Here is a 26,663-nt window from a genome sequence, read left to right as displayed (position 1 = left end):
CGTGGTTCAAATGTACTGGTTTAGATCGCTTAATTACAGTTTCTTAACCACTTCCAAACTGCCCATGTAGATGAGTAATCAGCTGGAGACTGAGCTTGTGTCCACCATTTCGCTTCATAAACACTGCCATTTTGAGACGCTTGATCACCGGTGAGGTAAACAGCTGAACTATCCCATGCGCCAACATTACAGTTGCTATCAGTAACGACAACTGAACTTGATTTAGTGGATTGTTCACCTTGTGCATCGGTCACAGTGAGTGTCACAGGATAAGTACCTGCTGCAACATAGGCATGAGATGGGTTTTGCACTTGGCTGCTATTGCCATCACCAAACGCCCATAAATACCCGATAACGCCTGAGTCATCTGTTGAAGCATCGGTAAAGTTTACTGCCAGACCATTAGCTGAATATGTGAAGTCCGCTACAGGCGCTTGGTTACCTGTTGCCGTGACTGTCACCTCAACTACGGCACTGTCTTGCGCGTTGTCGTTATCTGTAACGACCAGCGAGACGTTATATTTCCCAGCTTGCTGATAAGTATGTGTGACTAAACCAGCAGTCGTACTTGTTGTACCATCACCAAAATCCCACGCAGTCGCGACAATATTACCGTCAGAGTCAGACGAACCACTTGAATCAAAGCGACAGGTTAATTCTGTACACTGTGTCGTAATCTGGGCAACTGGCGGGTTATTGCCTGTGTTACCATTATCTCCTACTGGTAACACACCACCAAAATGGGTGGCTACTTTTGGCCAAATTAACTCAATGCGTGTGCCGCGATTTAATTTAGTTGTACACTGCGTACTATTACCATAATGGTGTAAGGCAATCACGTTGTTATTTTTTGCTGAGAGTACAGGTGAACCTGAAGAGCCACCCGTGGTGTCACATTTATAACCCATGTCGGTATTACTGCCACGACCTGCTGTGACGGTTTGGTCAATCTGACACAGCCCATTTGAGTTTAAGTCACTTTCAATTGCCAACTCTTTCGGGTTACCCGCACCATGCTGAGGGATGTAGATACGCTCGCCTTGAATTTGTGCGTTAGCATCTAGCCCAAAGTGGCCAAACTGTTTAATTTTTTCAAACTCTTGCACAGTAAATAAGGTGTAATCTAGCGCATAATCTGTGGCCAAAAGCTGGTCGCCATTTACTTTCACTGTGGTATTGGTTGTGCCAGTACCACAGCCTGTACGCTGGTAATTAAACCACACTTCGACATTTTTGGTATCTGCGGCACTACTAAAGCAGTGATTGTTGGTAAACATGTGGTTGTCGGCACCAACACGCCATGCTGTACACAGGCTGCGCCCCCCAATTAGCAGGCGTGCAACTGGGCGACTACGTTCATGTTCAACTGGGTGAGATGTTTCCCAACAGGCAACGTCTTGGCGCTCATTCACACCGCAAGTAGAGTTAGGCTGAATATCACCACTTTCAAACATAGCGGCGCGTTCAGCCAATTCAAAATCAGAGAAGCCGGCATAGAAGTCTTGTATTTCAACACCATGATTTTCACCCCACTGTACTGAGCTAGGCGAAACCAATGTTACTTTTACTGTATCGGATGATACCGACATAGAGGCTTTGACATCGCTGTCATTGTGGTCATAACGATAGCTTTCTGTGCCTTCTAAATTGCTGACTTCAATGTATGCGCCTTCAGGTAACGACAACTGAGCAAAGTTTATTTTAATAAACTGTGCATCAGGGTGATTAATAATATGCTCTTTAACATCTTGAGTGGTGATCCCAGCGTGCCCCGCATTAAGCGATAGCTGATGAGAGACAATTTTAGCGATGTCTGTTTTTTGCGCTGAAGCGTCTAATACACCAGCAAAAGTCGCTGATGACAAAAGTAATGCACATGCAGGAAGCACGGCCTTACGAACTTTACACGGTATCATAAGTTATTATCCTTTAATTTTAGTTGTTGTGTTTTTGAACAAAACACAACAAATGTATGTTAATTAAAGGTTGCGATCAAGTTTTTAAGTGTGACTTAACAGGGTGGGTACAAGAATTTTACTCTATAGAAGTGATAGCTTTACCCGTTCACCAGCTTTAAATGGTGGCTCTTTTTTCCGTCGACTTTCAGTGAGTCGGTCAAGGTTTTTGGCACTAAGTTATGATTGATGCTTGTCAGTGTCACGTGACTGCCTCTTTTATGAATTAATCTGCAGCAGCCTCATCCATCAGCTCTATCGCAACAATTTCAGAACGATTCATGGTCAGTTTGTAGCGTTCTATTTGTGTACTGTGGTCGGTTGAAAAACGCAGTACAAGGTTTATTTGGTAGCGCCGTTCTACCGACTTTTTTGATATTTTTTGGCCTTCCAAAGCATAGAGCTTTCCAGCGCCTTTTTTAAGGTAGCGAACAAATGACGCCATGTTAAAAGTAATGCGCTGCTGTACTTCCTCATAGCCGGGTAAAAACTCACTGACATGAACCTGATTTTTACTGCAAAAGTGCATTAAATGCGCCGCTTGCTTATTTTGCTGTCTGCGTTGTTTGAGTAATTTATTCACATCAGAAGGGACGTCTTTTTTGCGAATATGCTCAAGCCAAATGGTTTGTGTACAGACGATATCGTCGTTTACCGAGTTTTTAAATTTATTACGCCATTTAGGGCGTTTTCGCTGGATCCTGCGCCATGCCCATTGGGTTAAGTCTTCTTTGAATGTTTCTCTTAACCCGTAAATAACCCCCAGTAGGGCGATAAGGGCAACGGTGACTTCTTGAAAATTAGAGCGGGCATTAAGCACAATAAACATTACAAATGCCATGATCACACCGGTTACGAGCCCTTTAACTAATCGTTTTAAGTTTAAGGTTAAATCAGTGGTTTGCTTATTAAATACCACCCCATACTCAATCAGCCGTTCAAGTAGCTTCATTTTATTGGTGATGCGATTTGGGTCGTCTAATGTCACTTGCGAGTTATATGTTTGCTCAGTGCGATATTGACTTTCTTGCTGACAAAAATCAATCAGCGCTGCGCGTTCATCACTAAATTCACTCGATTTAGGACCTCTCGACAGTAACTTTAAGAATGTTTGCTCGGTATGCCAGCTTAAGTAGTTGTCGGCATTTTGAAAGTAGGATTTGAGCTTGTTATCAGGCGGCGTGTAGCGCCTTAAATTTTTCAGCAAGCGCTCCGTTTGTTCTACCAATAAAGCAGCCGCTGGGAAGAACTCGTCGGGTTCTTTAAGTTGCAGTGTGGCTTTTACGTCGGCATCAAGCGCGATCCTGAGCTGATAGCAAAATAGGTTTAGGTTAAGTCGGTAACCGGTTTTTTCTCGTTTGGTTTGGCTAATAAAGCGACTTTGAACCAAGGGTAAATGCAGCTGCTCAGAGTAATAAGCACTGTGCGACTTTATATTGGCGTTAAAGAAATCAACTTCATTAAGTGTATTTGCATTGATCCCCATGTCTGTCGGGATTGAAAAATACAGGTCGAGTTGATTGGTTTCTTTAGGAAGAAGTTGATAGTTGACCTTGAAGGATAGATTTTCATCTTGGCTTAGCTTTGCTCTACTCACTCTTGGTAACTGCCTCCTGAGTTGAATGTCTCTTATAGTTTAGCACAAATGCTTGAGTTACATCGATTTATGTTGCGTAACACGGCTTTATTTTGGTTGAAGCGGGCTGATCATTATTGCATATCTTTTTATATCCTGAAGGGGGAAGTGCAGTATCGAGAGGTTTTTGTAGCGATTGTAACAGGTGACAACGTAACCGAAATGTCTTCAACTTAGCAGGTATAGCACCTGACATTGTCAAATATTCATTCTATTTCAAATGGTTTGTGATTTATTCAGTAAAGCGGATTAATTCTTAACAGCTTCTCATACTCATGGTAAAGTACCCAAAACGTTATAACATATCAAATATAAAGGATTGATAATGACACCCTTAGTTTATGCTTGTCGTTTAAGCGTATTATCACTTTCATTGGCTGCGGCTTTTTCTTCTCACGCAGCTCAAAACTCTCAAGACTCAGACGTAGAGAAAATAGAAGTAACTGGTGAGCGTCAAGCTTACCGTGGCGATTTTACTCATTTACAATCGCCAGAAGCGATTCTCGAACTTGATGCTGACCTAATTGAAAATACCGGTTTGACTGGATTAACACAGGTTCTAGATTTATCGGCGTCAGTAAGTCGTCAAAATAGTTTGGGGGGGCTATGGGATAGCTTCGCCATTCGCGGCTTTTTTGGTGATGAGAATGTACCCAGCGGCTATCTAGTGAATGGTTTCAACGCAGGTCGTGGTTTTTCTGGACCAAGAGATGCATCTGGCATCGAACGTGTTGAAATACTTAAAGGGCCAAAAGCGGCGTTATTTGGCCGTGGTGAGCCGGGTGGGTCAATTAATTTGGTAACTAAAAAGCCAACTTTTGAGTCATCAAGTGAATTAGAATTAACTTTAGGTAGTCGCAAGCATCAGCGCGTAGAAGCCGATGTAAATACGGTTCTAGCTGATAACTTAGCGGGTCGTTTTATTGGTTTTTATCAGCAAGAAGATAGCTTTAGAGATACCATTGAAACGCAAAAACAAGGCGTTACAGCCTCATTTTTGTTCGACCAGAGTGACCGCTCTACTTGGACATATGAATTAGAATATGCTGAGCAAGAGATCCCATTTGACCGAGGCATTATTGCACCCGGCGGTAACTTTGACTTTATGCCTATTGAGCGCTTTTTAGGTGAACCAGGTGATGGCCCTACCACGACGATGGTTCACGGACATCAATTACAGTGGCTATATGACCTAAATTCGGTCTGGCAGTTGAGTTCTGCTGTGGCATTTAGGCAAACTGAATTAGACAGTCTATCAAGTGATGCAGATATGTCGCCTTCACGTCAAAAGCTGTTCTATGACGGTCAAACATTGACTCGTCAGCACAGAGAAAGAGCTTATGATACGGATCAATATGTAGCACGCTTTGAAATCGCGGGTGATATTGAAGCGGGTGGCTTTAAGCATAATATTATTGCGGGTGTGGACTATGACCGGTTTGAGTTTGACAGAGATTACCGCGTAGCACGTGCACCTAAACTTAGCACTAATCCAACTGATGCGCAGTTGTATGCACTGAATGTTCATAACCCTGTATATGGGCTACATACTCCACCAACACCAATGCCAGTGATTGTACGTCAGCAAAACCAATCAGCAACAGGTCTGTATATTCAAGACCAAATTGCCCTGACTGATTCGTTACAAATACGTATTGGTGGCCGTTTTGATTGGTTAAAGCAAACAACGAATGACAAAGTGCGTAATATTACGCTAGATCAGTCTGAGCAACACTTTAGCCCGCAGTTAGGTTTGGTCTATCAGTTCACAGATAACTTTTCTTTATACTCAACGTATGGTGAAGGATACCGCTTAAACTTTGGTGCTGATTATCAAGGTAATGGCTTTGAGCCGAACCAAACTGAGTCTGTTGAGCTTGGTACTAAGTGGTCATTATTAGATAACGCATTAGATATTACCCTTGCCTATTTTGACAGCGACCAAACTAATATTATTGTGGCTGACATACAAAATTTAGGATTTGAAACCGCGATTGGTGAAGCAAGTAGCCGTGGTATTGAGCTAGATATTGCCGGTCAATTACCAGCAGATGCTGAAATTCGCTTTTCATATACTTACTTAGATGCTCAAGTTGAAAAGGACGCGTTAGATACAGGCCTTTATGTGGGTATTAAAGCGGGTGATGAGTTATTAAACATTCCTGAGCATTCAGCGAGCTTACAACTGAGTCAACACTATAACGTGTATGGCAATGACTTATCAGCAGGTTTAGGTTTTCAGTATGTTGATGAGCGTTTAGGTCAACGCGGTAGTGATTTTTACTTGCCGTCGTATGTGGTATTTAACTTGTTTGCTAAGTATGAAGTAAATAAAGCGTGGACCGTAAAAGCGCAAGTACATAATGCGTTTGACCGCACACACTATACTAACTCGTATACGCAAATGTGGGTTCAGCCGGGTGAGCCACGTAAGGTACTGCTTTCAGCCTCTTATAAGTTCTAATATAAACATGCCTTGGTAACTCGTTTACCAAGGCATGTCTTTTTATGGGTTCTTAATTTCTATTTTTATAAATTATTAGTTTTCTTCATTTTATGGTTGCTGATAATTACTTTTTTAACACTCGCCTAATTGTATTTTATACACTTACTCATTCCTAAGCGTTTTGCACTTTAAGCCTGCGTATCAAGGGTAAATGCAGGCGTTTTACATCTTCTAGTACTGCATATAAACATGGCACCATGATAAGAGTTACCACCGTTGCGAAGAGCACTGAAAAGCTCAAAGAGATGGCGGTTGGGATCACAAATTGTGCCTGTAAGCTTGATTCAAACATGATGGGCACAAGCCCAAAAAAGGTGGTCAATGATGTCAGTAGGATTGCCCTAAAGCGTGAAATGCTTGCCTGCACGACGGCGTCGTTTAATGCGATACCCTTGGCGCGATTTCGGTTTATGACATCAGTCATAACCAATGAATCATTTATTACCACACCTGCGGCTGCCACAATACCAAAAACTGACATGATACTTAATGTATAACCGAACAAGAAATGCCCCCATAACGCACCAATCACTGAAAATGGAATAACCGACATCACAATCAATGGTTGCACATAGCTTTTAAGGGGTAAGGCTAGCAATAAGTAAATTACCAGCAAACCAACTAACGCAAAAGTCAGCATTTGGCTGCGTTCGTTGCGTTGATCTAACAAAGTGCTGCCGAGCTGAGTTGTCACACCGGTATAGCGACTCGTCACCGCTGGCAGAATATCCGCTTCTATCTTGCTCGATACTGTATTTAGCTGTGCTTGTTGTGCATCAACGTTAGCGCTGATAGTCACTACCTGAAAGCCTTGCTCTCGTTCTATTTTAGCAACACTAGGCGCTTCGATGGTCTCTGCAATATCACCAAAAAACACCTGCTCGCCATTAGGTAAAGTGATAAGGGTTTGCGCCAACGCGCTGATGTTCTCTCTGTCGGTGCGTGCACCTCGTACCATAAATATGACTTCTTGGCCTTCACGCATAACGCGTTGTAGCTCAAGGCCGTAAAATTTTACTGCGACTTGTTCTGTGACGGTTTTCGCATCCAGTTGTAGCTGATAAGCAATGGGCTTGAGTTTTACTTTGTATTCTGTCTGTGCACTGTCCATCGAGGAATAAACACTGTGTACGCCTTTTATTTGAGTCAGCTGGGCAATAAAGTCTTGGCTGGCACGCTGTAATGTTTGTATATCGTCTGCAAACAGCCGGTATTCCAAATCTCCTTTTTCAGCAATATCAATAACGTCTGACTCAATGGTGAACTTTTTCACACCAGGTATGTTTGGCAATTCAGCTTGCCAGCGTCTGGCGAGTTCAAATGTGTCGAACGGACGTTCTGCTTCTGCAACCAATGGCACCACAATTTCAGCTTCAGTTAAGTGATCAATACGGGTGTACATCGTTCTCATCATAGGCTGGTTAGTTTGTGCAATGGTGTCACGCTCAACACGTTGGATCATCGCTTCAATCTCTTTTACGGCAGCCAAAGTCTGTGCTTCAGAAACATTTTGGTTCATTTGAATATTAATAGAAGGGAAGTCGTGCGGCACTTTGGGTACTGCCACAAATCGTACTAACCCTGTAACGATTAAACAGACAGTTACAACGAGCAGTGATACAAACGCCAAAATAACGGCATATCGGTGATGTATACATGACTTTAATACTGGTTTAAAGCGGCTGCTTAATAGGTGCTGAAGGTGATTATTAAAACGTACTCGCCAGTGTGAGTTAGGAAGGCTAGGCATACGTGTGTGGGCAAGGTGCGCGGGTAAAATCAATTTAGATTCTACTAAGCTGAACAGTAAACATAAAATACAGACCCCCGCGATAGCAATAAATTGCCCTGAGTTGGGTCCCGAACTTAACATAAATGGCATAAATATGGCGATGGTGGTCAATACCCCAAATGTGGCGGGCATAGCTACTTTATGCGTGCCGAGTATCACTTGCTCGTTGTCATGGCCATGGCTTTCAACTTGGTCACAGACGCTTTCACCTATGACTATCGCATCATCAACCACGATGCCCAGTACCATAATAAAGGCAAATAAAGACACCAAGTTAATCGTGATGCCAAGCCATGGCATTAACCAAAAAGCGCCAAGCATTGATACGGGTAAGCCAATCATGACCCAAATCGCAAGTCGTGTTCGTAAAAAGACAGCCAGCAGAATGAATACTAAAATGGCACCTTGAGCAAGGTTCTCTAGCATCATGTTTAAACGGCCTTCTAAGTAAAATGTTACATCAACAAACTCATAGAGTTCAATTTCACTGGGCAGCGAGCGGCGCTTTTCATTTAGGTAGGCTTGCGCGGTCGTCACAACGTGTGTGAGTGATTGCTCTTTTGACGCATCGACCATAATATAAACGGCACGCTCGCCATTGAGCCGGCCTTCATCTAGGGTTTCGGTAAACCCATCTTTAATGGTTGCAATGTCTCTTAAACGAATGGTCTCGCCTAGTAAGCCAGACACTACAGGAACATTTAACAGGTCATCACCATGGTAACGACGCTCTTCTAACCTTAAGTAAATATTACCGTTTGAGGTTTTAATGTGCCCTGCGGACAGGTTGTCTGAGTGCGACTGTATGGCTTGCACTACTTGTGACAAACTAAGACTGAACTCTTGCAACTTTATTGGGGAAATCTCAATAGACACTTCATAGTTTGGCATTGCGGATAAGTTAACATGGGAAATGTCTTTGAGCTGGAGTAGCTCTGTTTTGATCTCATTCCCCAGCTTTTTAAGTAAGAGGGGATCTGACAGGCCTGACACCACAATACTGAGGGCGCGCTGTTGTTGCGCATTTTCAAAAATAAGTAGTGGCTCCATTGCAACAGGAAAGCTGGCAATACTGTCTAATTTGAGCTTAATTTCGTCCAGTCTCGCGGCAATGTTTTCACCACTATTTAACTCTATTTCCACCTTCGCTTGTGACGGGATTGCGGTGCTTAGTACCCGTTTGATGCCGATTTGTGGTTTTAAAGCTTGTTCGATTTTAACCAGTATATTCTCTTCTATTTCTTTGACGGATGCACCTAACTGAGTTGCTTTAATGGTGACTCTGTGGTTGTCAGACACTGGAAAGGTTTGTCGCTGTATACTTTGATAGCTCAATACGCCCATACATACTATCAATAACATTAATAAGTTTGCCGCGACAGGGTGGCGTACAAAGTAGGCGATCAGGCCCTGTGGGTGGGTCATTGTTTTTCTCCTCGCTCAGCCAATTGTGTATGATTAGGCCAGAGTCTCACTTGCATGCCTGATTGAGGGTACTCAGGGAGTTGAGTAACGAGTTGATAATTTGCCTGAGTTGGGGCGTTTACTAACGCAAAGCCTTGTTCTTCCCTTATCACGTCAACAGAGTTTTTTACCAGTGCACCTTCAGGGGAGAGTAACCAAAGTGTTTGGTTTTTTATCCACTCTTGAGGCACTTTGATCACATTTTTAAGGATTTTCCCTGCGATGTTTACTTCGAGAAACTGGCCAAAGTATAGCGGGGGATCTTGACTATTTAACGCATAGGGGTCGTCAACTTTAACGATGTAGTTAGCCATTCTTGTTGCGTCATTGAACTGTCCAATGTGACGTGTGAGCACGCCTTGTCGTTGCACACCGTCACTGTGAACTTGCACATCGTTCGCTGGGAGCGATGGTATAAAAGGTTGTTCAAAACCCGCAACTGGAATATGTATTTCCCCATAGCTTAAATTTACTATTTGCCCCAGCGTTTCTCCTTTTGAAATAACTTGCCCAAGGCCTACGCTACGTGCTGCTATGAGGGCATCATAAGGCGCGAAATATTGAGTTCGAGAGAGGTTTTTTTCAGCCAGAGACAGACTGGCTTTTGCTGCTTTTAGCTGTGCTTGTGCGCTTGCCACTTGTGGCTCTCTTAGGGCTAAAGCGGGGATATGTGCACTGTTAGCCCATTCTTTTTTAGCGACTTCAGCCTTGGCGAGTTCTTCAGATAAGTGGGCTTGTGCTAAGGCAAAGCTTGCCTGTTTTTCTAAGACTTGCGTTTTATAATCAAACGGATCCAGCGTCGCCAGTAAATCGCCTTGTTTAACAATACCTCCAACTATAAAACTACGATGGAGTGACGCAATCTTGCCGGGTAATTCGAAGGCAATATCGGTTTGTTCTGCGGGCTTAAACACCCCAGAAAGGCGAAGCGTAGTTTGGTAATCAATGGGTTTCATTGTGCGCACAGAGACTTTTGGCCGGGTATCGACTTCGGGATTGAGTTGTACGGTGTCGCCTGCCATTGTAAATAGCCCCGCACAAGCGATAACTGCGCAAAGTAACACCAACAGCAGAATACAAACGCGTTTGTAGCGCATAAAAAATGACGTGTTTTTTGTAATTGTCATGCCTAAGTCTCTATTACTAATTATGTTAAAGGTAAATAGGTTGTTACCATTTTAATTTAAGGCGCTAAGATTAATGAAAATAATCATAAAAACCAATTTACACATAGGTAACTCATGAGTTATGTTATAACATAAAAACAGGGGCAATGCAGTAACAACTAACTTATGAACATACCTCACTCTGTAACTACTCATGCGGCCTTGATAGCCGATGGGTACAAAAATATTAAAGCGATGTCTGCACTTTCAATCACGCCAGACAGCATGGTTAAATTTCATGGATTTTTAGATTTACTGTCGAATGAACACGGCAGCGAATTTGCAGACCATGTGTTGGCGCAACCACAAATTCAAGACATTAAACCTGGGATCCAGCAGCTGTTTAGCCAGGCGTCGAGTTTGTATGAAAGGCATTGGGCTGAACGACTGGTAGAAAGCGAAGATGCACACGCACTATTAACACAAGAATACCCGTATTATCAGCATTATGAGCGAGCTACAACCCTTGAGATAAGTGCGATTAACTCACTATCTAGTGATGCAGTGAACAGGGTACTTATGGTTGGATCGGGCGCTTTACCTTTAACATCTTTGGCTTTGTTTAACGCGGGCTTAGCCGTAGATAACCTTGATATTAATGAACCTGATTTGCTATTAGGGAAGTCGGTATGTGATGCGTTACAACCAGATAATCAAATGACCTTTATTCATAACGATGTCTGTGTGCAAGAGAAGCTAGACCAGTATGATGTAATATGGCTTGCGGCATTGGTGGGTGATGAAAAAATCAAAGGCAAAATCATTCAGCACTTATTTGAGAACATGCGTCCTGGTGCGCATTTAGTTATTCGCACTGCATATAATTTGCGTACATTACTTTACCCAAGTACCGATGAGCAAGGGTTGTTGCCATTTCAGTTAAAGCTGAAAGTGCAAACTTACGCAGATAATTTTCACTCTATTTTGATTGCGCAAAAGCCAGAGTAATCTCAATGTCGATTTTTTCTTCTTATTTAAAACTCAGTAGTCAATACCGCTGGATGTTATCAGCGGCGTTTATCTTTAATCTGGGTTTTTACATGCTGATCCCATTTCTGGCTGGTTATTTAAAGCAAGACTTACTGCTCAGTGCCACTTTGGTTGGTATTGTTTTGGGCGTTCGCTCATTTTGTCAGCAAGGTCTGTTTTTGGTCGGAGGGTTACTCGCAGATTTATATGGTGCTAAGCCACTGATTGTCGTTGGTTGCTTATTGCGCGCGATTGGCTTTTGCTTATTTTTATTTGCAGATGTTACCCCAGTGCTATTTCTTGCTGCATTTTTAACGGGCTTTGCTGGTGCATTATTTACCCCCGCAGCTCAGGCGTATTTTGCTAAACAAGAGACGTTAAGCAGAGCACAAATGTTTTCGCTGGTGGGAGTTGCGCGAAATGGTGGTGAGCTCTTGGGCCCTGTCTGTGGCTTATTACTTCTGAATGTTGGGTTTGACATTTTATGCGTTGCGGCTGCGCTGCCATTTTTACTTTTTACCTTTGTTTTTAGTGTTTTATTACCTAGCGCATCGAAAGCAAAGAGCGCTAAGCCTGCCTCTAATACGGGTGAAAAGAGTAATATCAAAACCATGGTATCGGGTGTACTTGGCAACCGAGGGTTTTTAAAGTTTTCAGCCATTATGATGGGATATTTTATGCTCATCAATCAAATCTCGTTTGCGATCCCTATTCATATTGTTAATCAAGCAGGAGCGCAACAGGATGTTGCTTGGGTACTTACCTTGTGTGCGATTATCTCTATATTTTTACAATTCCCAGTGACTCGAATTTGTGAACGTTGGTTAACGCCACAGCATTGGATCAGTATTGGTATTGCATTAATGGGTCTATCTTTTGCGACTTTAATACCCAATTGGCCATTTCAAACTGGCTTACTTTATTACGTACCATTGAGTGTACTCGCAGTCGTTTTTACTGTCGGTACTATGGTGAGTTTTCCTTTTATTATGAGCCAGATATCTGATCTGGCAAACAACAAGTCTGTGGCCACTCATTATGGGTTTTTCTACCTATTTGCTGGCATAGGGCTTATTGCGGGCAGCAGTATCGTTGGTTTTGCATTTGATCTAGCTGAGATTAGCGAACAGTTAGCATGGTATTGCTTAATGGCGACTGGTCTCGTGACCGCAGTATTACATACGTTGCTAATGCCCAAACGTGTCGAGCAAAAAGACAGTCAGTTAACTAACCCATCTACCCATTAAGTTAAGGAACACATTATGATTCAACTTACTTCAGATCAGCAACGCGCTTACATGTCAGACTATTTAGAAAATGGTTGGCGTGAAGAAAGAATGTCATTCAGCTCTGTTTCGTTAGAGCCAGGTTATATCGATGGGCGTATCGATGTTGAACATTTCCAAATGCCTGGAGATGGTCAATTTCACTTTAGTGCACAAAGTGCCATGATCTGGATTTCTCAGCTAGGTATTATTTATGGTTGTTGGGACAACAAAATGACCAAAAAAGCAGGGGAAGTATATCTACGTGATTTAGACATCAAATTTAAACGTTCAATTAATACCACTGAAGCGGTTCGGTTTGAGGGGTTTTTCCCAAAACATTGTAAAAAGCAGCTTTCAGAAGGATTGGTTTATTATAAAAATGCGCAAATTCATGTTGAAGGGGGTGCTTTCACTGGCACCGCAAGCTTCCTAGTACCTACTATGTAAAGTAAATTGTTTCTATTTAAACAACTGTTGTTATGTTATAACTAAACATTGCTGGTCGTTTTTCTATTCCATGATCCCGCTTCAGCGCGAAACACATGTACGCACTTTAAATACTGTACATGGTTTTAGCTGCAAGCGGATTTTTCGTTAAAGGAGTGTTTTTGTGTTAGAAGCCATAAATTTAAGTAAATCGTTTTCAAATAAGCAGGTGCTCGATAGCCTAAGCTTTACAGTGGCACAAGGTGAAATTATGTGCCTTTTAGGTGCCAATGGTGCTGGTAAAAGTACCACGCTTAATTTATTCCTAAACTTTTTACAACCTGACAGCGGTCAAGCATTAATCGATGGCGCAGATGTTCACAGTAACGATAGTAGTAAAGATAAGCTGGTTTATTTGCCTGAGCAAGTGAATCTTTATCAAGAGTTTAATGCCATAGAAAACTTGAAATACCTTGCAAGCTTATCGGGCTTAAAAGTCTCAGATGAACAAATAAATGCTGCACTAGATGAAACTGGGTTAGAGCAAGGTGCGCGTGCACAATCATTAAAGAGTTATTCTAAAGGGATGCGGCAAAAAGTCGGCATTGCTTTTGCCATTATTCGCCAAGCAAAAGTGCTGTTACTAGATGAACCGACTTCAGGGCTTGATCCAAGTGCGACGCGTGAGTTTATAAAAATCATCGATCAGCTAGCTAAAAAGGGAGCCGCGATTTTGATGGTTACTCACGACTTCTATTGTGCGCATACCTTGGCTAACAAAATTGGCATTATGGATAAAGGTCGGCTGTTGACGCTGTTAGACAACGAGCAACTTTCTATTGCTACATTAGAGAATAAATATCACGAGTTGATCTCAGGAAAAAGCGAGATTAAAGAGGCCAGTTAAGGGGGCTTAATTACTCCGTGACATGAGTGTGAAAGTATTTATACAGGAAGTACATCGACATGATTAATAAAAAAGTAATGAAGATATTTCGGCATGAGCTGGCCAGTAAGCGAAAAAGCCCCAGCTTATGGTTACTCTTCATCATGATTCAATTGCTACTGGCAGTCGCTTTGTATACTGGTTGGCAGCAATTTCAACAAAGTGTACAAACACAGAGCACGGCTCAAGCGCTTGTTGAGCAGCAATGGCAGGCACAGCCTGACCGACATCCACATCGTGTGGCGCATTTTGGTCATTTTGCATTTCGTCCACCGAGTGCGTTGAGCTTTTTTGATCTTGGTGTAAATGCATGGGTAGGGGATAGCATTTTCCTTGAAGCCCATAAGCAAAACAGTGCCAATTTCGCCAACGATCAAGACGGTGGCACACTCCTACGTTTTTCAGAGCTAAGCAGTGCCAATATATTGTTAACGATTTGGCCACTACTGATCATTGGTTTAGGGTTTGCCAGTATTAGTGGTGAACAAAAAAGTGGCACATTAAGACAGTTGATGTCGATGGGTGTGTCGTTTAGAGAGCTTGTTACTGGAAAAAGCTTAAGCTACTTACTCTTATCGGTTGTATTCATTTTACCCGTATTTATATTATCACTTGTTTTGGCAAGTAGCGCGGGTGCGACTTTCTCCTCAGAAGGCGTGGTGAGGTTACTGCTTTTATTCAGTGTCTATCTTTTGTATTGCTTGTTCTGGATTGGGCTGACATTGCTTATATCGAGTTATGTCAAGGAGCCAAAACAGTCTTTGGTTTTATTGACGTCAATATGGTTTATTTTGACGATATTAATGCCACGTATGTTGGCTGAGTTTGCGCATACCCAAAACCCTCACCAAAAGCGAAACGACTTTGAGCTTGCAGTGAAGTTAGACAATAGAAAAGTCGGTAATAGCCATAACCCAGACGACCCTTATTTTAGCAAGTTTAGAGCCGAAACCCTTAAAAAGTATGGTGTTGATACGGTTGAAGAATTGCCAATTAATTATAAAGGGTTGGTAATGCAAGAAGGTGAAAAGCTAAACGCGCAGATCCACAATAAGCATTATGAGAAGCAGCTAGAAAAGTTTTCTGCTCAGCAGCAGTTTATTCGTCAATTTTATTGGTTAAACCCTTACTTATTTGTACGTGATTTCTCAATGGCATTGACTCGCACAGATACAAAACACTTTTTAGATTTTGAACAACAGGCTGAAGCACATCGTTATGCGCGTATTCAAAAACTGAACCAACTTCATACTAATGAGATCGATCATCACAATGACCGAGATCAAAAGGTACATAAGTCATATTGGCAAGAATTTAAGCCATTTAGTTATCAGGCACCCGATTTAACTTGGTCGCTGAGTGTTTTTTCTTGGCTATGGTTACTGCCTTTGTTGGTGGTTATTGCGATGTTCATTACTTTAAACACCAAAGGTATGCAGCGGAGGATTTATGCTACTGTTTAAACTCGAATGCAAACGGTTATTCTCTGGTAAAATTAATAAGCTAGTGCTTGTTTTGTTTCTGATCTCTGGGGTTTTTGCGATTTATCAAGGTGCGCAAGGCTATAAGAATATTCGTATTGATCAGTATAAATCTAAAGTGGTTTTTCAAAAAGAACGTGAGCATGTTACCAGCCGTGAATCTTTACCGGAAGCTGGTTCACTGGCTTATTATGCCAGTGCACCGACGAAGTGGCAGCTCAGCCCTTGGGCCGCATTGTTTGTTGGCGAAAGCCAGTCATCAATGGTTGCGACTAAAATAAGAGCGACCGCACTACAAAGCCAAATATTCAACCGAGAAATTGTTAACCCATCACAGCAACGTACAGGCGGACTTGATCTGGGGTTTGTACTGGTATTCTTGTTACCTTTGGTTATTGGGATCATGACGGTAACTCTCATTTCTGATGAGCAGCATGCCGGTCGTTGGCGGCTGTTAAATGCATTGCCCAAAAGCGCATTTAGTCAGCTGTGTAAGCAAATTGCCTTACGGTTTATGGTTATTTGGCTGCTGGTGGTGAGCTTATTGTTAAGTGCTGCTCTATTGCTGTCTTTGCCTTTTGATGGTGTGTTTTGGCTTGTACTCACTGCGACAAGCTTATATATGCTTTTTTGGTTCTCTGTTGCCGGGTTGATCATGAGTTTTGACAAAAGCAGTGTGGTCAATAGTTTGGCTTATCTAAGCAGTTGGGTTTTATTTGCGATGTTGATCCCAGGTGCCGTACATTTATATTTATCAAACCAATTTCAAACGGAGGCGCCACTAGAGATCAGCTTACAACAACGGTTGGTATTGAATGATGGTTGGGATAAAGATAAGCAAGCGACGCTAGACGAATTCTTAACGCATGAACCTCGTTGGCGTGACACAGCCCCATTGGGTGAGGCCTTTGATTGGAAGTGGTATTATGCACAACAACATATGAGTGACTTGGCGGTACAGCAGCAGTGGCAAGAGTATATTGCGAATAACCAGCGTAGACATGCGCAATTGCAAACTTTGAGTGCCTTGTCTCCGGCGTTATATTTTCAACTGAAATTGAATCAGTTGGCAAATACCAGTAGTCGCGATCAAGCTGATTACCAACAAGATATTGTGAATTACCATAATGAAATGCGGCATTTCTTTTATGACTATTTGTTTTTTAACAAAGCAATAAGTAAAGAAGATGTCGATAACTTTATTTTGTTTGAACCAAAAACATCGACAATGAAAAGCAGTGCCTCACAGAATATGTGGGTGCTATTTATTAGTATGTTGTGTGTGTTTGCTATCGCTTTGGCGGCAATGGTGCGGCTAAAACAACTTCGACCTGCTTAATAAGGTCTAATAAACAAAATGAGCGCATTTATGCGCTCATTTTGTTTTTACCATTAATTTACACCAACATAATCTAAATACATTTATACGACTCTTGTACAGGTGAAGGTTATATTTGCGCAGTTTTGAGCTCGACTCCTGATTTTGCAAGTGCAGACTCTATCTGTTGCATCGTTAATGGATCCCGAGTTGCACCCTGTTGTAACCAGGTCAGTTTAGATGCATTAGATGCTCTTTTAGTTGGCTTTTTCATGAGGGCATTTAAGTAGCTTTGTGAAAAAATACGCTGACTAGTCATATTGTTAGACATGTTAAGTATACCAGGGTGTACCTGTATCACCTCTCGTTCTCCAACGGCGTTTTCAGCAATAAAGCGCGTGGTATTATTCGCTATCAGATTCACTTTGGAGAAAACCACATCAACTATGGCTTTGAGTTCTACTAAGTCATCTAATTGCGCAGCGTATTGAGCAACAGATTTATCCTCAAGCAATACACTCGCAATTGCATGTTGTGGGGTGATCAATCTGCCCATTTCGTCAGTGAGTTGGCCTAAATAGAAAATATTGTCAGCAGCAGCGGCCTGAGGGGCTACGTTTATTTTAGGCAACGAGTTATTTAAATCTAGCGAGTGCCACACTTTTAGATTGTTCGTATTGATGTAATTGGGCCGTTGATTGTTTGCACCAAAAGCTTGTTGAGCTGCATGAATGAAGACTGATGAAGTCGGCAAGTCATTCGAAGCTGAATAAGCAATGGTGATATCGTTGGCTTGTACACCTTGCATCGCTAAATGCTTTAAGCTGGCAAATAGCAATTTATTGTCCACACTGTGTGGATAAGGCTGGTTAGTTACAGTGCCTAAAACGATTAATATTTTACGGTGACTCATACTCGGTAATTTTAGAGCATCTACTAGAGTCGTATATTGCTCATACACTTGAGCTTGCTCTAATAGCCCTGCATTTTTGAGTGTGCCTGTGGCAACAGCGCCTTCTTGCTGATTGATGGTGTTATGTAAAGCCATGCTCGGCGCACTGGTCGCTAAGATACCTACACCTAGTCCGGTTGTTTTTAGGAATGAACGCCTAGACAGGGCATTTCCTGTGAAATTTTGCATTTATTATTAAACCTTTTCGTAGATTGCCAAGTATTCAGGGAGAACACTATCTGGAGCCAATGCATGCACATTTTTAACGCGAAAGCCAAACTGGGCGACTTCATTATGCCAAGCTTGAATAGATTGCATTCGTGCTCTTTGCGCTTTAGCTTCTTGCCAAGACTTTCCACTTAATAAGTTGCTCCAATCATTGAAGACTGAGACAAAATGGTTGTCTATTGGTTGCTTAACATCAAATAAGCGCATGGCTAAATATCCATTATTTGGCAGTGTGTTCATTAAATTTTTCATTAACGCACTGAATACTTTTTGTGAGTAGTTATGTGGGCCATCGTAAACGGCAGCAAATTGAGTTTGATGCGTATTGATCATACTTAGGTCATCATGATTAAGCTCAATGGGTGATGAGGTACCAATGAAGTCTGCACGTTCTAATGGAGTAAATAGCGTTGGGGTTTTCTGAGTCACGGTAAATTTAGCGCCATTTACTTTTGCAACGTGGCAAATTGGATCGAAGTTACCGCTGGGTAGACCAAAACTAATATATCCATCAATGGGTGTTGTGCTTGTTAGGTCATCTAAAAAAGCAGTCAACCGAACTTGTTGGTCTTGGTAACGATGCATATTTGTTAAGTTGAGGTTTATCGCATTTTTTGTCAGCAAATTAGCGAGCTGCTGATAAATCACCCCCTCATCATCAAACATCTCGACATAGTTAATTACCCTGTCATGAATGTTTGAGTCGGGATAAATATGTAATTGCTTTGCCAATAACTCAATTAATTGGGTCTGGCGATATTTATTGAGGTAGATAGCACGGTAGCTATTATTCTCATTTAATACGGCTCTAAGCAATGGCGATGCAGCAGCACTCAAAGTACTGACTCCTGCAAGTGCTAAGCTGCTTTTTAAAAATGTGCGCCGCGACAATATCATTTTTTCATCCTTGTAATTAAAGTAACATTTTGCCTCGAGGGACATTTAAATACCTAAGAACTCGCGGTTTTCTGCGGGAAGGTCTGTCATAGGAATTTGCGCTGCAATCACACAGGGCTGATCAGGGCGAGCATGAGCATATTGCAGTGCTTCGAGTAGGTCTTGATAAGTGGTGACTCGCAGACCAATACCGCCATTGTAAACATGTGGCATATTTTCATATTTCCATCCGTTTAACATGACATAATCTAAAGGTGGGGTACCGGGTTCTGTAAAGAATGAGCCATCAATAAGAAACTGCTCAATCGCATAAGAGCCATTGTCAATAATGACCACAATAGCGGGTATATTGTTTTGTACAAAAGAAGAAAAGGCTTGCGAAACCATCTGGAAACCACCATCACCGGTCACAATTAATGGCCGTTTTTCTGTTGCATAGTAAGCGCCAATTGCTGCGGGAGTGCCTTGACCGATAGATAACCAAATAGGGTTTGCTAAAAAGCATTGCGTGTCGATAACTGGAATATCAGCACCAGGGAAGCTGGCTAAGCATGTATCTAAACAAATATAGTAGGGTGATTTGACATCATCTAAAAAGTCTCCAATTGCCGCGAATATGCCATCATGGCCTAATGTCCCCGTGTAGGCATCGGGTGCTAACTTGGATCCCCATTTTGCGCGCCTTTCTTGGTATGACAGCCCCGCAACTGATGAGATCTCTCTATTTTCAACGACGATTTTTGACAGCTTATTTAGTGCCTCTAAACTCGTGCCCAAAGATAGCTTCGGGAGTACGGTACTGCCGTGCATCGCTTTATTAAAAGCGACTCTGATCAGGTTATCACCGAGCGATGTCACCATAAATCGGTGGTCTATACCAAATAAACATCCTAAAGCAATTACGCAATCAGATGACTCTACACCACGGGTGACAGTCGATGGAGCAAGGTCACTGTCATACACACCGCAGAATAACGGGTGAGATTCACTTACCAAAGACTTGGATAAGAGGGTGGTATAAAATGGAAGATTTTGAGATTCAACAAATTGCAATGCCTCATCAATGAGCCCAAAGCGCACCAATTCAGCACCAAGTATTACTATTGGACTTGTTGCTTGTTCTAATTTATTAACAACAGCAGTAATAAATGGTTTAACACCTAAGTCAAAGCGTTTGGCGCTATAGGAAAGGTTTGGGGAAAAGTGACCGATCGGCTTTTTCCACATATCTTGAGGTATTTCAATATAAATAGGCCCAGATTGCTCTATGGCTGTAATTAACAGTTGGTCAATACGCTCGGCTGCACCTTCGATAACCCGGATCTCTTCTGCTGCGAGGGTTAATTCTTTAAATACATTGAGGTCTGTTTTTCCAAACCCTGTAGAGTGTGCAAATAAAACGTCATACTGTGCTTCTAAACGCAGGTCTTTGTCAGTTGGACCACCATTGATCACTGCCAGAGGGACCCTTTCCGTCAGAGCACTGGCAACGCCATTGGCCATACTCAGGGTACCTACACCATAGGCCACTGATACGGCACCTAATGAGCCTTGTCTTCCATAACCATCTGCGGCATACCCTGCTTCCAATTCATTGACACTGTTAATGAATTTCATATCTGGGTCGACAACAAGGCTGTCGATAAAATCAGAGCACGAAGTGCCTGGTACCCCAAATACGTGATAACAACCGAGTTGTTTTAGTCTAAGTGTTATAAACTCAGCTACGGTATAAGACATGTTATTTCCTTATTATACTTTTTGATTTAAATATAGAACTGTTTCAAGCGCCGATACTAAAGCGCCTTGTATCCAAGAGTGGTAAACAGAGCAGTGCTCACCGGCAAAACACAAACGGTTTTCAGGCGTGGTCATGAGCGCAAAGTAATCTTGGTGGTCGCGTGGGTTAAAGAAGGCGTAAGCACCCGCAGAGTGTGTATGGTTACTCCAACTCCATCGGTAGACGCTTAAAATATCATCAGACTCTAAGTATGGATGAACCTTTTTAAGTTCAGTGAAAATGAGCTCTTTTAATTCATAATTGTTCAGTGTGTCTACCCTGCGCGCATGCTGACCCCAAGTGTATGATGCCAATAAGTAACTCGGTGATTGAGAGACTGCTAACTCTTTTGTTTTTGCGTTGTCGGCGGGATACCATGTATGTCCTAGGCCTACATCGTAAATGGTACTTCCCCCATAAATGCCTTCTTTAAGTTCCCAGAAGCGATCTTTTGTTCTGATCAGTACTTTGGTTGCTGAGTCATAATGAACTTGGGCAAAAGCTCTGGACTTTTTATGATCAATAGAATTACCGAAATCAACTTTACCAAGTACACCAAAAGGTAAAGTACAGATGGCAAAGTCGGAGCTAATGGTATGTTTCGATCTATCTTTAAGTTGGTAAGTAACATCTACCTTGTTGTGGTGATTCTTGACAGCCACCACTTTTGCACCAGACTTATAGTCAATGGTATTTTTTATCTGTTCGTAGAGTTTGTTGGGTAATAAATCTGTGCCACCAACAATTTCATCAAATCCTTCATACCATACGCGTTCTAACTGCTCTCTCAAATGCTCTGTAAAAGAAGTATGCAGTAATGTTGAAACCCCATAGATTGCAGATACGTACTCTAATGCTTCTAAGCTTAATCCTGCTTTTTTAAAGGCGTCTTTTAAGGACATTTCATCCAGTGATTTGAGTTTGGTCGTGGTGAAACGCTTATGATACAAAGACTGCTGTTCTTCATCATTTAATGATGCCAGCGTATTCGTCACTGCAAGATCCCACATATCATCAGCAGACATTTTTTGCTCTTTTTCACTTAGAGCAAAGTGAGCTTTGAGACTTTCATACCCAGCTTGGCTGCGGGGTACTTTTTGCCCTCTAATCATTGTAAAGGTATTGGTGTTTTCTTGAACGAATGGTCGCAGTGTTAGGCCCATTTCTTCAATATAGTGGCGAGTTAAATGGTGTAAAGTGGGGATCCGCATCGCACCTAATTCGGAGTACAGTTTATCCGATTCTCTTAGGGTTCTAACGCGTCCACCTATATGACCTTGATCTGCTTCAAGCAGCGTGATGTCTGCACCAAGCCTTTTAAGCTCGTAAGCACAGGTTAAGCCCGCGATTCCAGCTCCAATAATAGTGATTGATGGGCCGTTTCGTAAACTGTTGCTGGCAAGGTTTCTTACACGCTTGAGTAGCTCAAGCGGTGAGGCTGTCGTATTAAAAGCATGACTTTCCATTTACTAAATCCTTTAGCGAATATTTATAATTTCAGCGCGGCGACAATGGCTTTTGCCAGTTCATCTGGTTGAGTGAGCATGGGAAGGTGCCCTGAATTTATCGTGTACGTATTTTGTATATCTATCGATTGGGCAATACGTTGCTGAGATTCAAAGGAAATAATTTTGTCATTTTTAGCGAAAATATAACTTTTTTTGATGTCTTTAAGTGCTTCTTTGTTCAGTTGAACTTTACCTTCCCCTGTGATTGCAGGCTCATCGACTGAGTTATTTATGACCATTGCATGCAGTGTTGGAGATTGGGAGTCGGTAAATGAAGATACAAAAGCGGTTTTGTTAGAAATTTTCATCCAACCACCTTCATATTTTATACCTGAAAAGTAGTTTTTTTCATCTTCCTTGCTTAATAAAGAAAATGGTTTTGCGCCATTGATAGGTGCAACGGCACTGATATAAACAATGTCATTAACTTTAATGTCATTACACAAAGTCAATGTTTTATGTGCAATGGCACCGCCTTGACTATGCACGACTAGAGAAAGGGGTTGTGGTAATTGTTGTAACTCATTACACATTGTTTGTGCAGCATATGTGATTGTTATGCTTTCAGGGCTGAGAGGTTGGGACCTGCCAGGTAAGTCAATGATATGAGTTGGAATATTAATTTTGGCAAAGTTTTTTTGCACCAGTGACCAAGAAGAGCCTTTTAGGTGTGCGCCATGGATAAAAACCACAGAGTTGTGCTTTTCTGAACTATGATCAATTAGACTTTTGTATTGTATAGGCTTATGCTCGGTTGTATTACACCCTGCGACAATGACAGTAGAGAATAGAGCACAGCAAACTTTTAGTTTCATAATGATTCCTTTTAAAAACAAGCTTTTCAGTTGTTTCTATTGTATCAAAAATGAAACTCAAAAACAACACCAGCAAAACAAGGTGGGTCGCTTGTTATCTTTATATTAACAATAAGGGTTGGTTTTGTAATCTTTCAGGAAATAATAGGGGTGTTGTTTATTATTCTCTTTTTTATAATAAAGGCAATTTTTTAGTTTTTTGGCGTGCTGTCTTTAATTTGAACTAGATATAAAGTGAACTGGTAAGTTTTCGACTAGTTTTGTTTATAAAATATCATATTCCCCCAATTTTATAATTCTTAGTTCCTTGTGCCGTTAAATAAAAAATGGCTTGTTAGTCTCACTTTTTGCATCGTTCCTAGTGAAATGGTGTAATGATTATTGTTTAAAGTACCATGAATTTATTTCATATTTTTTATGGAATTTAGAGTATTTTATTGGTGCTCCCTTTATAACTGTAAGTAAACTGTACTTTTCGCGATGTCAGCATGACCCGTTTGATTTAGTTACTCCTAAGAAAAGGGCTGTGGATACACTCTATTTAATGTGGTTAAGTTGATGGGGGACGGTGGCTGTAGTATCGATATAAACGCTTATACGATAATGATCTTACTTATACCCTATAACTGTCAATATAGTGAACGCTGCAGTGCGATAGGCAAGTGAGTTGGCATGTTAAGTAGCTGGGTTGTAATTATTTTGTAATTACTTGTAATTTATTCTTTGTGGCTCGGTCTATTTCTGTAACAGAGTCAAATAAGGAATATTGAAGTGTTACAGTTTTTTATTGAGGTTACGCGTAATTTTTATGTATTAACACTATTGCTGGGCTGCTTACTGTGCTTTTTGCTGCTTGCCAATAAATCTAAAACCTCTGCATGTCACTTGCTAAGTGTATGGGTCATGTTTTTTACCTTAGAACTTGTTCAAGTCGCATTGATTGCTTTTAACATCATACACTATGAGTCTTACCTTACCTTTGACCCATTTTATGGCCCAATCTTTTATTTGTATGCTAGAACACTAGTCCAAAGAGCGCGGCTTTCTCACAACGATATTTTCCACCTATTACCCATTTCGGCATGTTACTTATTTATGCTTAGCTGGCCATTTTGTTTTGGCGTAGTGTGCGCTTTGGGTTACTCACTATATACTTTAAGGTATATTCTGCTGCAACCGTTAACACCAGACTCGCGTAAAAACTTAATATGGTTACGGCGGTTGAGTCAGTACCAATTGAGTACTTGGGTCATTGTTTTTTCAGTGCTCTGTATCGATAACACCTTACCAGTTCCACTGAGTAAATGGGTGTCGCTAGCCAGTTATATTCCCATGTGCGTTGGTTTATTTATTCTTACTTATCTTAATTTAGTTAAACCTTATACGGTACAAGGCCTATCGCCATTAGAAGACGAAAATGGCAATCCGAAAACAAAGTTCAAGTGCTCTGAGCATACTGATTTAGTTAAAAAGCTTACTTACGCGATGCAATCAGAAAAGCTGTTTTTAAACCCGCAGTTGAGCCTGTCTGAGTTGGCTGAACATATTGATATTAATAACACCGATGTTTCAGCTACGCTCAATATTTGCTTACAAATGAGTTTTTACGATTTTGTAAATCAATATCGTATTGATGAAGCAAAACGGCTGTTATGTCGAAGTCGCTGTAAGATTTTAGCGGTGGCATATGATGCCGGCTTTAACAGTAAATCTAACTTTAATCGATTGTTTAAAGCACATACTGGTGTTACTCCGAGTGAATATCGTAAGCACAGTTGTGCCATTGAAAGTCCATCACTGTCTCATTAAAAGCTAACAGCAAAGCCATACTAAAGAGTATGGCTTTGCTGTTATTAGGACTTAATGCACTTTACTGATTAGAGAAGAAGTTCGCCCCAGCTCGGTAGTCATGTTTGCCTGTTGTACTGCGTTTTAGGCCGCCAGCGACAGTGGAGATTTCTCCATTGGCTTCGTTATATCGGCCACCAAGTACCACTGCGGCGCGGGCTGTGGCTTTGTTCAGCGAGCCACCAACAACAACGGAGTATTCACCAGAGGTTTCGTTAAATTGGCCTCCGCTAATCGCCGACGCTCGTGCTTTTGCAGTATTGTGACGCCCCCCAACAATGCTGGCTAAATGCGCTTCGACATTATGAGACTCGCCAGCCGAAATACTGCCCCAGTTCACGCCTGCGGCAATGGTATTCGCTGCGCCACCAAAAATAATGCTGTAGTCGCCATGTACTTCATGATAAGAGCCTGATAGTACCGTCGAAGCGATACCGTTGACTTGGTTAAAGACACCTGCGACCACGGCAGAGCGGCTCGTTACTCGGTTATTCGCCCCTGCGATAATGGCACCCGTTGATTGGTAGTTATGGCCATCACCAATAACTAAGTTATGAGAGCCTGAATGAGCCTGTTCAGGGGTGCCTGTGGAGGTATTAATAACGTTATAACCAAGAATAAGGTTACCTAGTCCATTGGCTGAACTTGTGCCATCAGAGTGTTGGTGTGTTTTATTACTGCCATTGGCCAAATGCAAGTTACATCCATTGATCACAAGTGTGTTATCAACTTTGGTCATACATTGTAAAATTGCGCGTAACGCTTGTTCGCTGTGTATTGGATCGTGTCCATGGTCATGTGAATTAGCCATTACGCTGCCAGTTGTGATGCCAAGACCAATAAGTACTGCGATTTTATGTAGGTTGAACATAGTATTTCCTTAAATTTTATTTGTTTCGTTACATTATTTTTCAGAAAAGAAATAACCGGCTTGATAGTTATCTCGGCCATGAACAGCACGTTTTAGTCCGCCACCAATGGTTGATGTGAAGCCATTTGCTTGGTTCGCTTCCCCGCCTAAGATAGCACTGAGTTCGCCTGTCGCTTTATTGTTTACCCCACCGGTAATGCTAGAGCTAGGTCCTGTTGTGCTGTTTAGTGTGCCCCCCAAAATGACAGAGCTTTGTCCGGTTGCGATGTTTTGCTCTCCCCCGAGTACCATTGAGAAGAAATTACTGGCTGTATTACGCTTACCGCCTGCAATGACGGCAAAGTTATGCAAGTCTGGCGTGTGGTTTTCTTGACCGCCTAAAATGACAGAGAATAGGCCTTCTGCGGTATTTGATTCTCCTCCCCAAACCGCACTGTGAAAGCCTTTTGCTGAGTTGAATCGACCAGCGACAGTAACGGATTCCGCGAGAGCGTTATTGCTATCGCCTGCGACAACTGAACCGACAGAAGTGTATTGGTGAAAATCACCAACGACGAGGTTATGAGAGCCGGTTTTTTGTGCGTAAGGGCTATCCGCTCGGTTATAACCTAAAATGACATTGCCTTTACTATTTGTTTCATTGTTGCCATGTAAGCCGTTGACAACTTGCACATCACAGCCTGTAACGACCAAGGTGTTATGCACTCGGTCTAAGCATGAAAGAATGTCTATCAGGGCTGTTTGCTCGGCTTCTGTAAGCGCAGCATTGGCGGCCATTGAGCTGGTTGATAGTGTAATAACGGCCGCTAATTTTGATAATTTAATCATGGATATTTT

General features: G+C 41.9%; 19 protein-coding genes. 8 read left to right on the top strand and 11 right to left on the bottom strand.

Translation table 11 applies throughout. From position 1 onward, the window contains the following. Positions 1–29: 29 nt before the first annotated feature. Both PCIT_RS01725 and PCIT_RS01720 read right to left on the bottom strand, forming a co-directional pair. Positions 30–1,916, bottom strand: a complete 1,887-nt coding sequence (locus tag PCIT_RS01725) for a PKD domain-containing protein (protein ID WP_010361660.1) — start codon at positions 1,914–1,916, stop codon at positions 30–32. A 265-nt stretch (positions 1,917–2,181) separates the two neighbouring features. Next, positions 2,182–3,552, bottom strand: a complete 1,371-nt coding sequence (locus PCIT_RS01720) for a hypothetical protein (protein ID WP_010361661.1) — start codon at positions 3,550–3,552, stop codon at positions 2,182–2,184. Between the two features lie 364 nt (positions 3,553–3,916). On the opposite strand from PCIT_RS01720, the gene PCIT_RS01715 reads away from it, so the two are divergent. Next, a complete protein-coding gene (locus tag PCIT_RS01715) occupies positions 3,917–6,055 on the top strand; it encodes a TonB-dependent siderophore receptor (RefSeq protein WP_010361662.1) in 2,139 nt (712 codons plus the stop codon). 154 nt (positions 6,056–6,209) lie between these two features. Here the strand turns inward: PCIT_RS01715 and PCIT_RS01710 are convergent, their stop codons facing one another. Then, the gene (locus tag PCIT_RS01710) at positions 6,210–9,314 is read right to left on the bottom strand and encodes an efflux RND transporter permease subunit (protein WP_010361663.1); all 3,105 of its coding nucleotides are present in this window, start codon (positions 9,312–9,314) and stop codon (positions 6,210–6,212) included. Continuing rightward, the gene (locus tag PCIT_RS01705; protein WP_010361664.1) at positions 9,311–10,480 is read right to left on the bottom strand and encodes an efflux RND transporter periplasmic adaptor subunit; all 1,170 of its coding nucleotides are present in this window, start codon (positions 10,478–10,480) and stop codon (positions 9,311–9,313) included. Before PCIT_RS01705 ends, PCIT_RS01710 begins: the two co-directional genes overlap by 4 nt. 165 nt (positions 10,481–10,645) lie before the next feature. Here PCIT_RS01705 and PCIT_RS01700 point away from each other — a divergent pair, with 165 nt between their 5' ends. The 6 genes from PCIT_RS01700 to PCIT_RS01675 all read left to right on the top strand — a co-directional run bounded on the left by PCIT_RS01700 (position 10,646) and on the right by PCIT_RS01675 (position 16,948). Next, complete coding sequence (locus PCIT_RS01700) at positions 10,646–11,467, top strand: nicotianamine synthase family protein (protein WP_010361665.1); 822 nt, start codon at positions 10,646–10,648, stop codon at positions 11,465–11,467. 5 nt (positions 11,468–11,472) lie between these two features. Further along, positions 11,473–12,735: an MDR family MFS transporter gene (locus PCIT_RS01695; RefSeq protein WP_010361666.1), complete on the top strand. Its 1,263-nt coding sequence runs from the start codon at positions 11,473–11,475 to the stop codon at positions 12,733–12,735. A gap of 15 nt (positions 12,736–12,750) precedes the next feature. Further along, positions 12,751–13,203 (top strand): hypothetical protein, encoded by a 453-nt coding sequence (locus tag PCIT_RS01690; protein ID WP_010361667.1) that lies wholly within the window; start codon positions 12,751–12,753, stop codon positions 13,201–13,203. A gap of 163 nt (positions 13,204–13,366) precedes the next feature. Continuing rightward, positions 13,367–14,089, top strand: coding sequence for an ABC transporter ATP-binding protein (locus tag PCIT_RS01685; protein WP_010361669.1), 723 nt, complete (start codon positions 13,367–13,369; stop codon positions 14,087–14,089). A gap of 59 nt (positions 14,090–14,148) precedes the next feature. Further along, positions 14,149–15,591, top strand: a complete 1,443-nt coding sequence (locus tag PCIT_RS01680) for an ABC transporter permease (protein WP_010361670.1) — start codon at positions 14,149–14,151, stop codon at positions 15,589–15,591. Then, the gene (locus PCIT_RS01675; RefSeq protein WP_010361671.1) at positions 15,578–16,948 is read left to right on the top strand and encodes a DUF3526 domain-containing protein; all 1,371 of its coding nucleotides are present in this window, start codon (positions 15,578–15,580) and stop codon (positions 16,946–16,948) included. Before PCIT_RS01680 ends, PCIT_RS01675 begins: the two co-directional genes overlap by 14 nt. A 109-nt stretch (positions 16,949–17,057) precedes the next feature. Here PCIT_RS01675 and PCIT_RS01670 read toward each other — a convergent pair whose 3' ends face one another. From PCIT_RS01670 to PCIT_RS01650, 5 genes are read right to left on the bottom strand one after another with little or no spacing between them, the layout of a single operon-like run. Continuing rightward, positions 17,058–18,068 (bottom strand): twin-arginine translocation signal domain-containing protein, encoded by a 1,011-nt coding sequence (locus PCIT_RS01670; protein WP_010361672.1) that lies wholly within the window; start codon positions 18,066–18,068, stop codon positions 17,058–17,060. 6 nt (positions 18,069–18,074) lie between these two features. Further along, positions 18,075–19,004 (bottom strand): twin-arginine translocation signal domain-containing protein, encoded by a 930-nt coding sequence (locus PCIT_RS01665; RefSeq protein WP_010361673.1) that lies wholly within the window; start codon positions 19,002–19,004, stop codon positions 18,075–18,077. Positions 19,005–19,049: 45 nt separating this feature from the next. Then, positions 19,050–20,744 (bottom strand): thiamine pyrophosphate-binding protein, encoded by a 1,695-nt coding sequence (locus tag PCIT_RS01660; RefSeq protein WP_010361674.1) that lies wholly within the window; start codon positions 20,742–20,744, stop codon positions 19,050–19,052. Between the two features lie 12 nt (positions 20,745–20,756). Continuing rightward, positions 20,757–22,250, bottom strand: a complete 1,494-nt coding sequence (locus PCIT_RS01655) for a flavin monoamine oxidase family protein (RefSeq protein WP_010361675.1) — start codon at positions 22,248–22,250, stop codon at positions 20,757–20,759. 23 nt (positions 22,251–22,273) lie between these two features. Further along, entirely contained in the window at positions 22,274–23,107 is an 834-nt protein-coding gene (locus tag PCIT_RS01650; RefSeq protein ID WP_010361676.1) for an alpha/beta hydrolase, read from the bottom strand. 771 nt (positions 23,108–23,878) lie between these two features. On the opposite strand from PCIT_RS01650, the gene PCIT_RS01645 reads away from it, so the two are divergent. Next, entirely contained in the window at positions 23,879–24,916 is a 1,038-nt protein-coding gene (locus PCIT_RS01645) for a helix-turn-helix domain-containing protein (RefSeq protein ID WP_010361677.1), read from the top strand. A gap of 61 nt (positions 24,917–24,977) precedes the next feature. Here PCIT_RS01645 and PCIT_RS01640 read toward each other — a convergent pair whose 3' ends face one another. Both PCIT_RS01640 and PCIT_RS01635 read right to left on the bottom strand, forming a co-directional pair. Continuing rightward, positions 24,978–25,826 (bottom strand): hypothetical protein, encoded by an 849-nt coding sequence (locus tag PCIT_RS01640; protein ID WP_010361678.1) that lies wholly within the window; start codon positions 25,824–25,826, stop codon positions 24,978–24,980. 33 nt (positions 25,827–25,859) lie between these two features. Beyond that, a complete protein-coding gene (locus PCIT_RS01635) occupies positions 25,860–26,654 on the bottom strand; it encodes a surface protein A2H UspA2H (protein WP_010361679.1) in 795 nt (264 codons plus the stop codon). Between the last annotated feature and the right edge of the window lie 9 nt (positions 26,655–26,663).

The sequence above is a fragment of the Pseudoalteromonas citrea genome, from assembly GCF_000238375.3.
Classification (GTDB): Bacteria; Pseudomonadota; Gammaproteobacteria; order Enterobacterales; family Alteromonadaceae; genus Pseudoalteromonas; species Pseudoalteromonas citrea.
The sequence above is the reverse complement of the archived record's forward strand: the minus strand, read 5'-3'. Positions and strand labels throughout refer to the sequence as shown.

Bases quoted from the DNA above. Each gene is read 5' to 3' on its own strand.
- PCIT_RS01650 (WP_010361676.1), bottom strand. From the start codon at position 23,107: ATGAAACTAAAAGTTTGCTGTGCTCTATTCTCTACTGTCATTGTCGCA.
- PCIT_RS01725 (WP_010361660.1), bottom strand. From the start codon at position 1,916: ATGATACCGTGTAAAGTTCGTAAGGCCGTGCTTCCTGCATGTGCATTA.
- PCIT_RS01715 (WP_010361662.1), top strand. From the start codon at position 3,917: ATGACACCCTTAGTTTATGCTTGTCGTTTAAGCGTATTATCACTTTCA.
- PCIT_RS01695 (WP_010361666.1), top strand. From the start codon at position 11,473: ATGTCGATTTTTTCTTCTTATTTAAAACTCAGTAGTCAATACCGCTGG.
- PCIT_RS01690 (WP_010361667.1), top strand. From the start codon at position 12,751: ATGATTCAACTTACTTCAGATCAGCAACGCGCTTACATGTCAGACTAT.
- PCIT_RS01710 (WP_010361663.1), bottom strand. From the start codon at position 9,314: ATGACCCACCCACAGGGCCTGATCGCCTACTTTGTACGCCACCCTGTC.
- PCIT_RS01670 (WP_010361672.1), bottom strand. From the start codon at position 18,068: ATGCAAAATTTCACAGGAAATGCCCTGTCTAGGCGTTCATTCCTAAAA.
- PCIT_RS01655 (WP_010361675.1), bottom strand. From the start codon at position 22,250: ATGGAAAGTCATGCTTTTAATACGACAGCCTCACCGCTTGAGCTACTC.
- PCIT_RS01705 (WP_010361664.1), bottom strand. From the start codon at position 10,480: ATGACAATTACAAAAAACACGTCATTTTTTATGCGCTACAAACGCGTT.
- PCIT_RS01635 (WP_010361679.1), bottom strand. From the start codon at position 26,654: ATGATTAAATTATCAAAATTAGCGGCCGTTATTACACTATCAACCAGC.
- PCIT_RS01680 (WP_010361670.1), top strand. From the start codon at position 14,149: ATGATTAATAAAAAAGTAATGAAGATATTTCGGCATGAGCTGGCCAGT.
- PCIT_RS01675 (WP_010361671.1), top strand. From the start codon at position 15,578: ATGCTACTGTTTAAACTCGAATGCAAACGGTTATTCTCTGGTAAAATT.
- PCIT_RS01660 (WP_010361674.1), bottom strand. From the start codon at position 20,744: ATGTCTTATACCGTAGCTGAGTTTATAACACTTAGACTAAAACAACTC.
- PCIT_RS01665 (WP_010361673.1), bottom strand. From the start codon at position 19,004: ATGATATTGTCGCGGCGCACATTTTTAAAAAGCAGCTTAGCACTTGCA.
- PCIT_RS01700 (WP_010361665.1), top strand. From the start codon at position 10,646: ATGAACATACCTCACTCTGTAACTACTCATGCGGCCTTGATAGCCGAT.
- PCIT_RS01640 (WP_010361678.1), bottom strand. From the start codon at position 25,826: ATGTTCAACCTACATAAAATCGCAGTACTTATTGGTCTTGGCATCACA.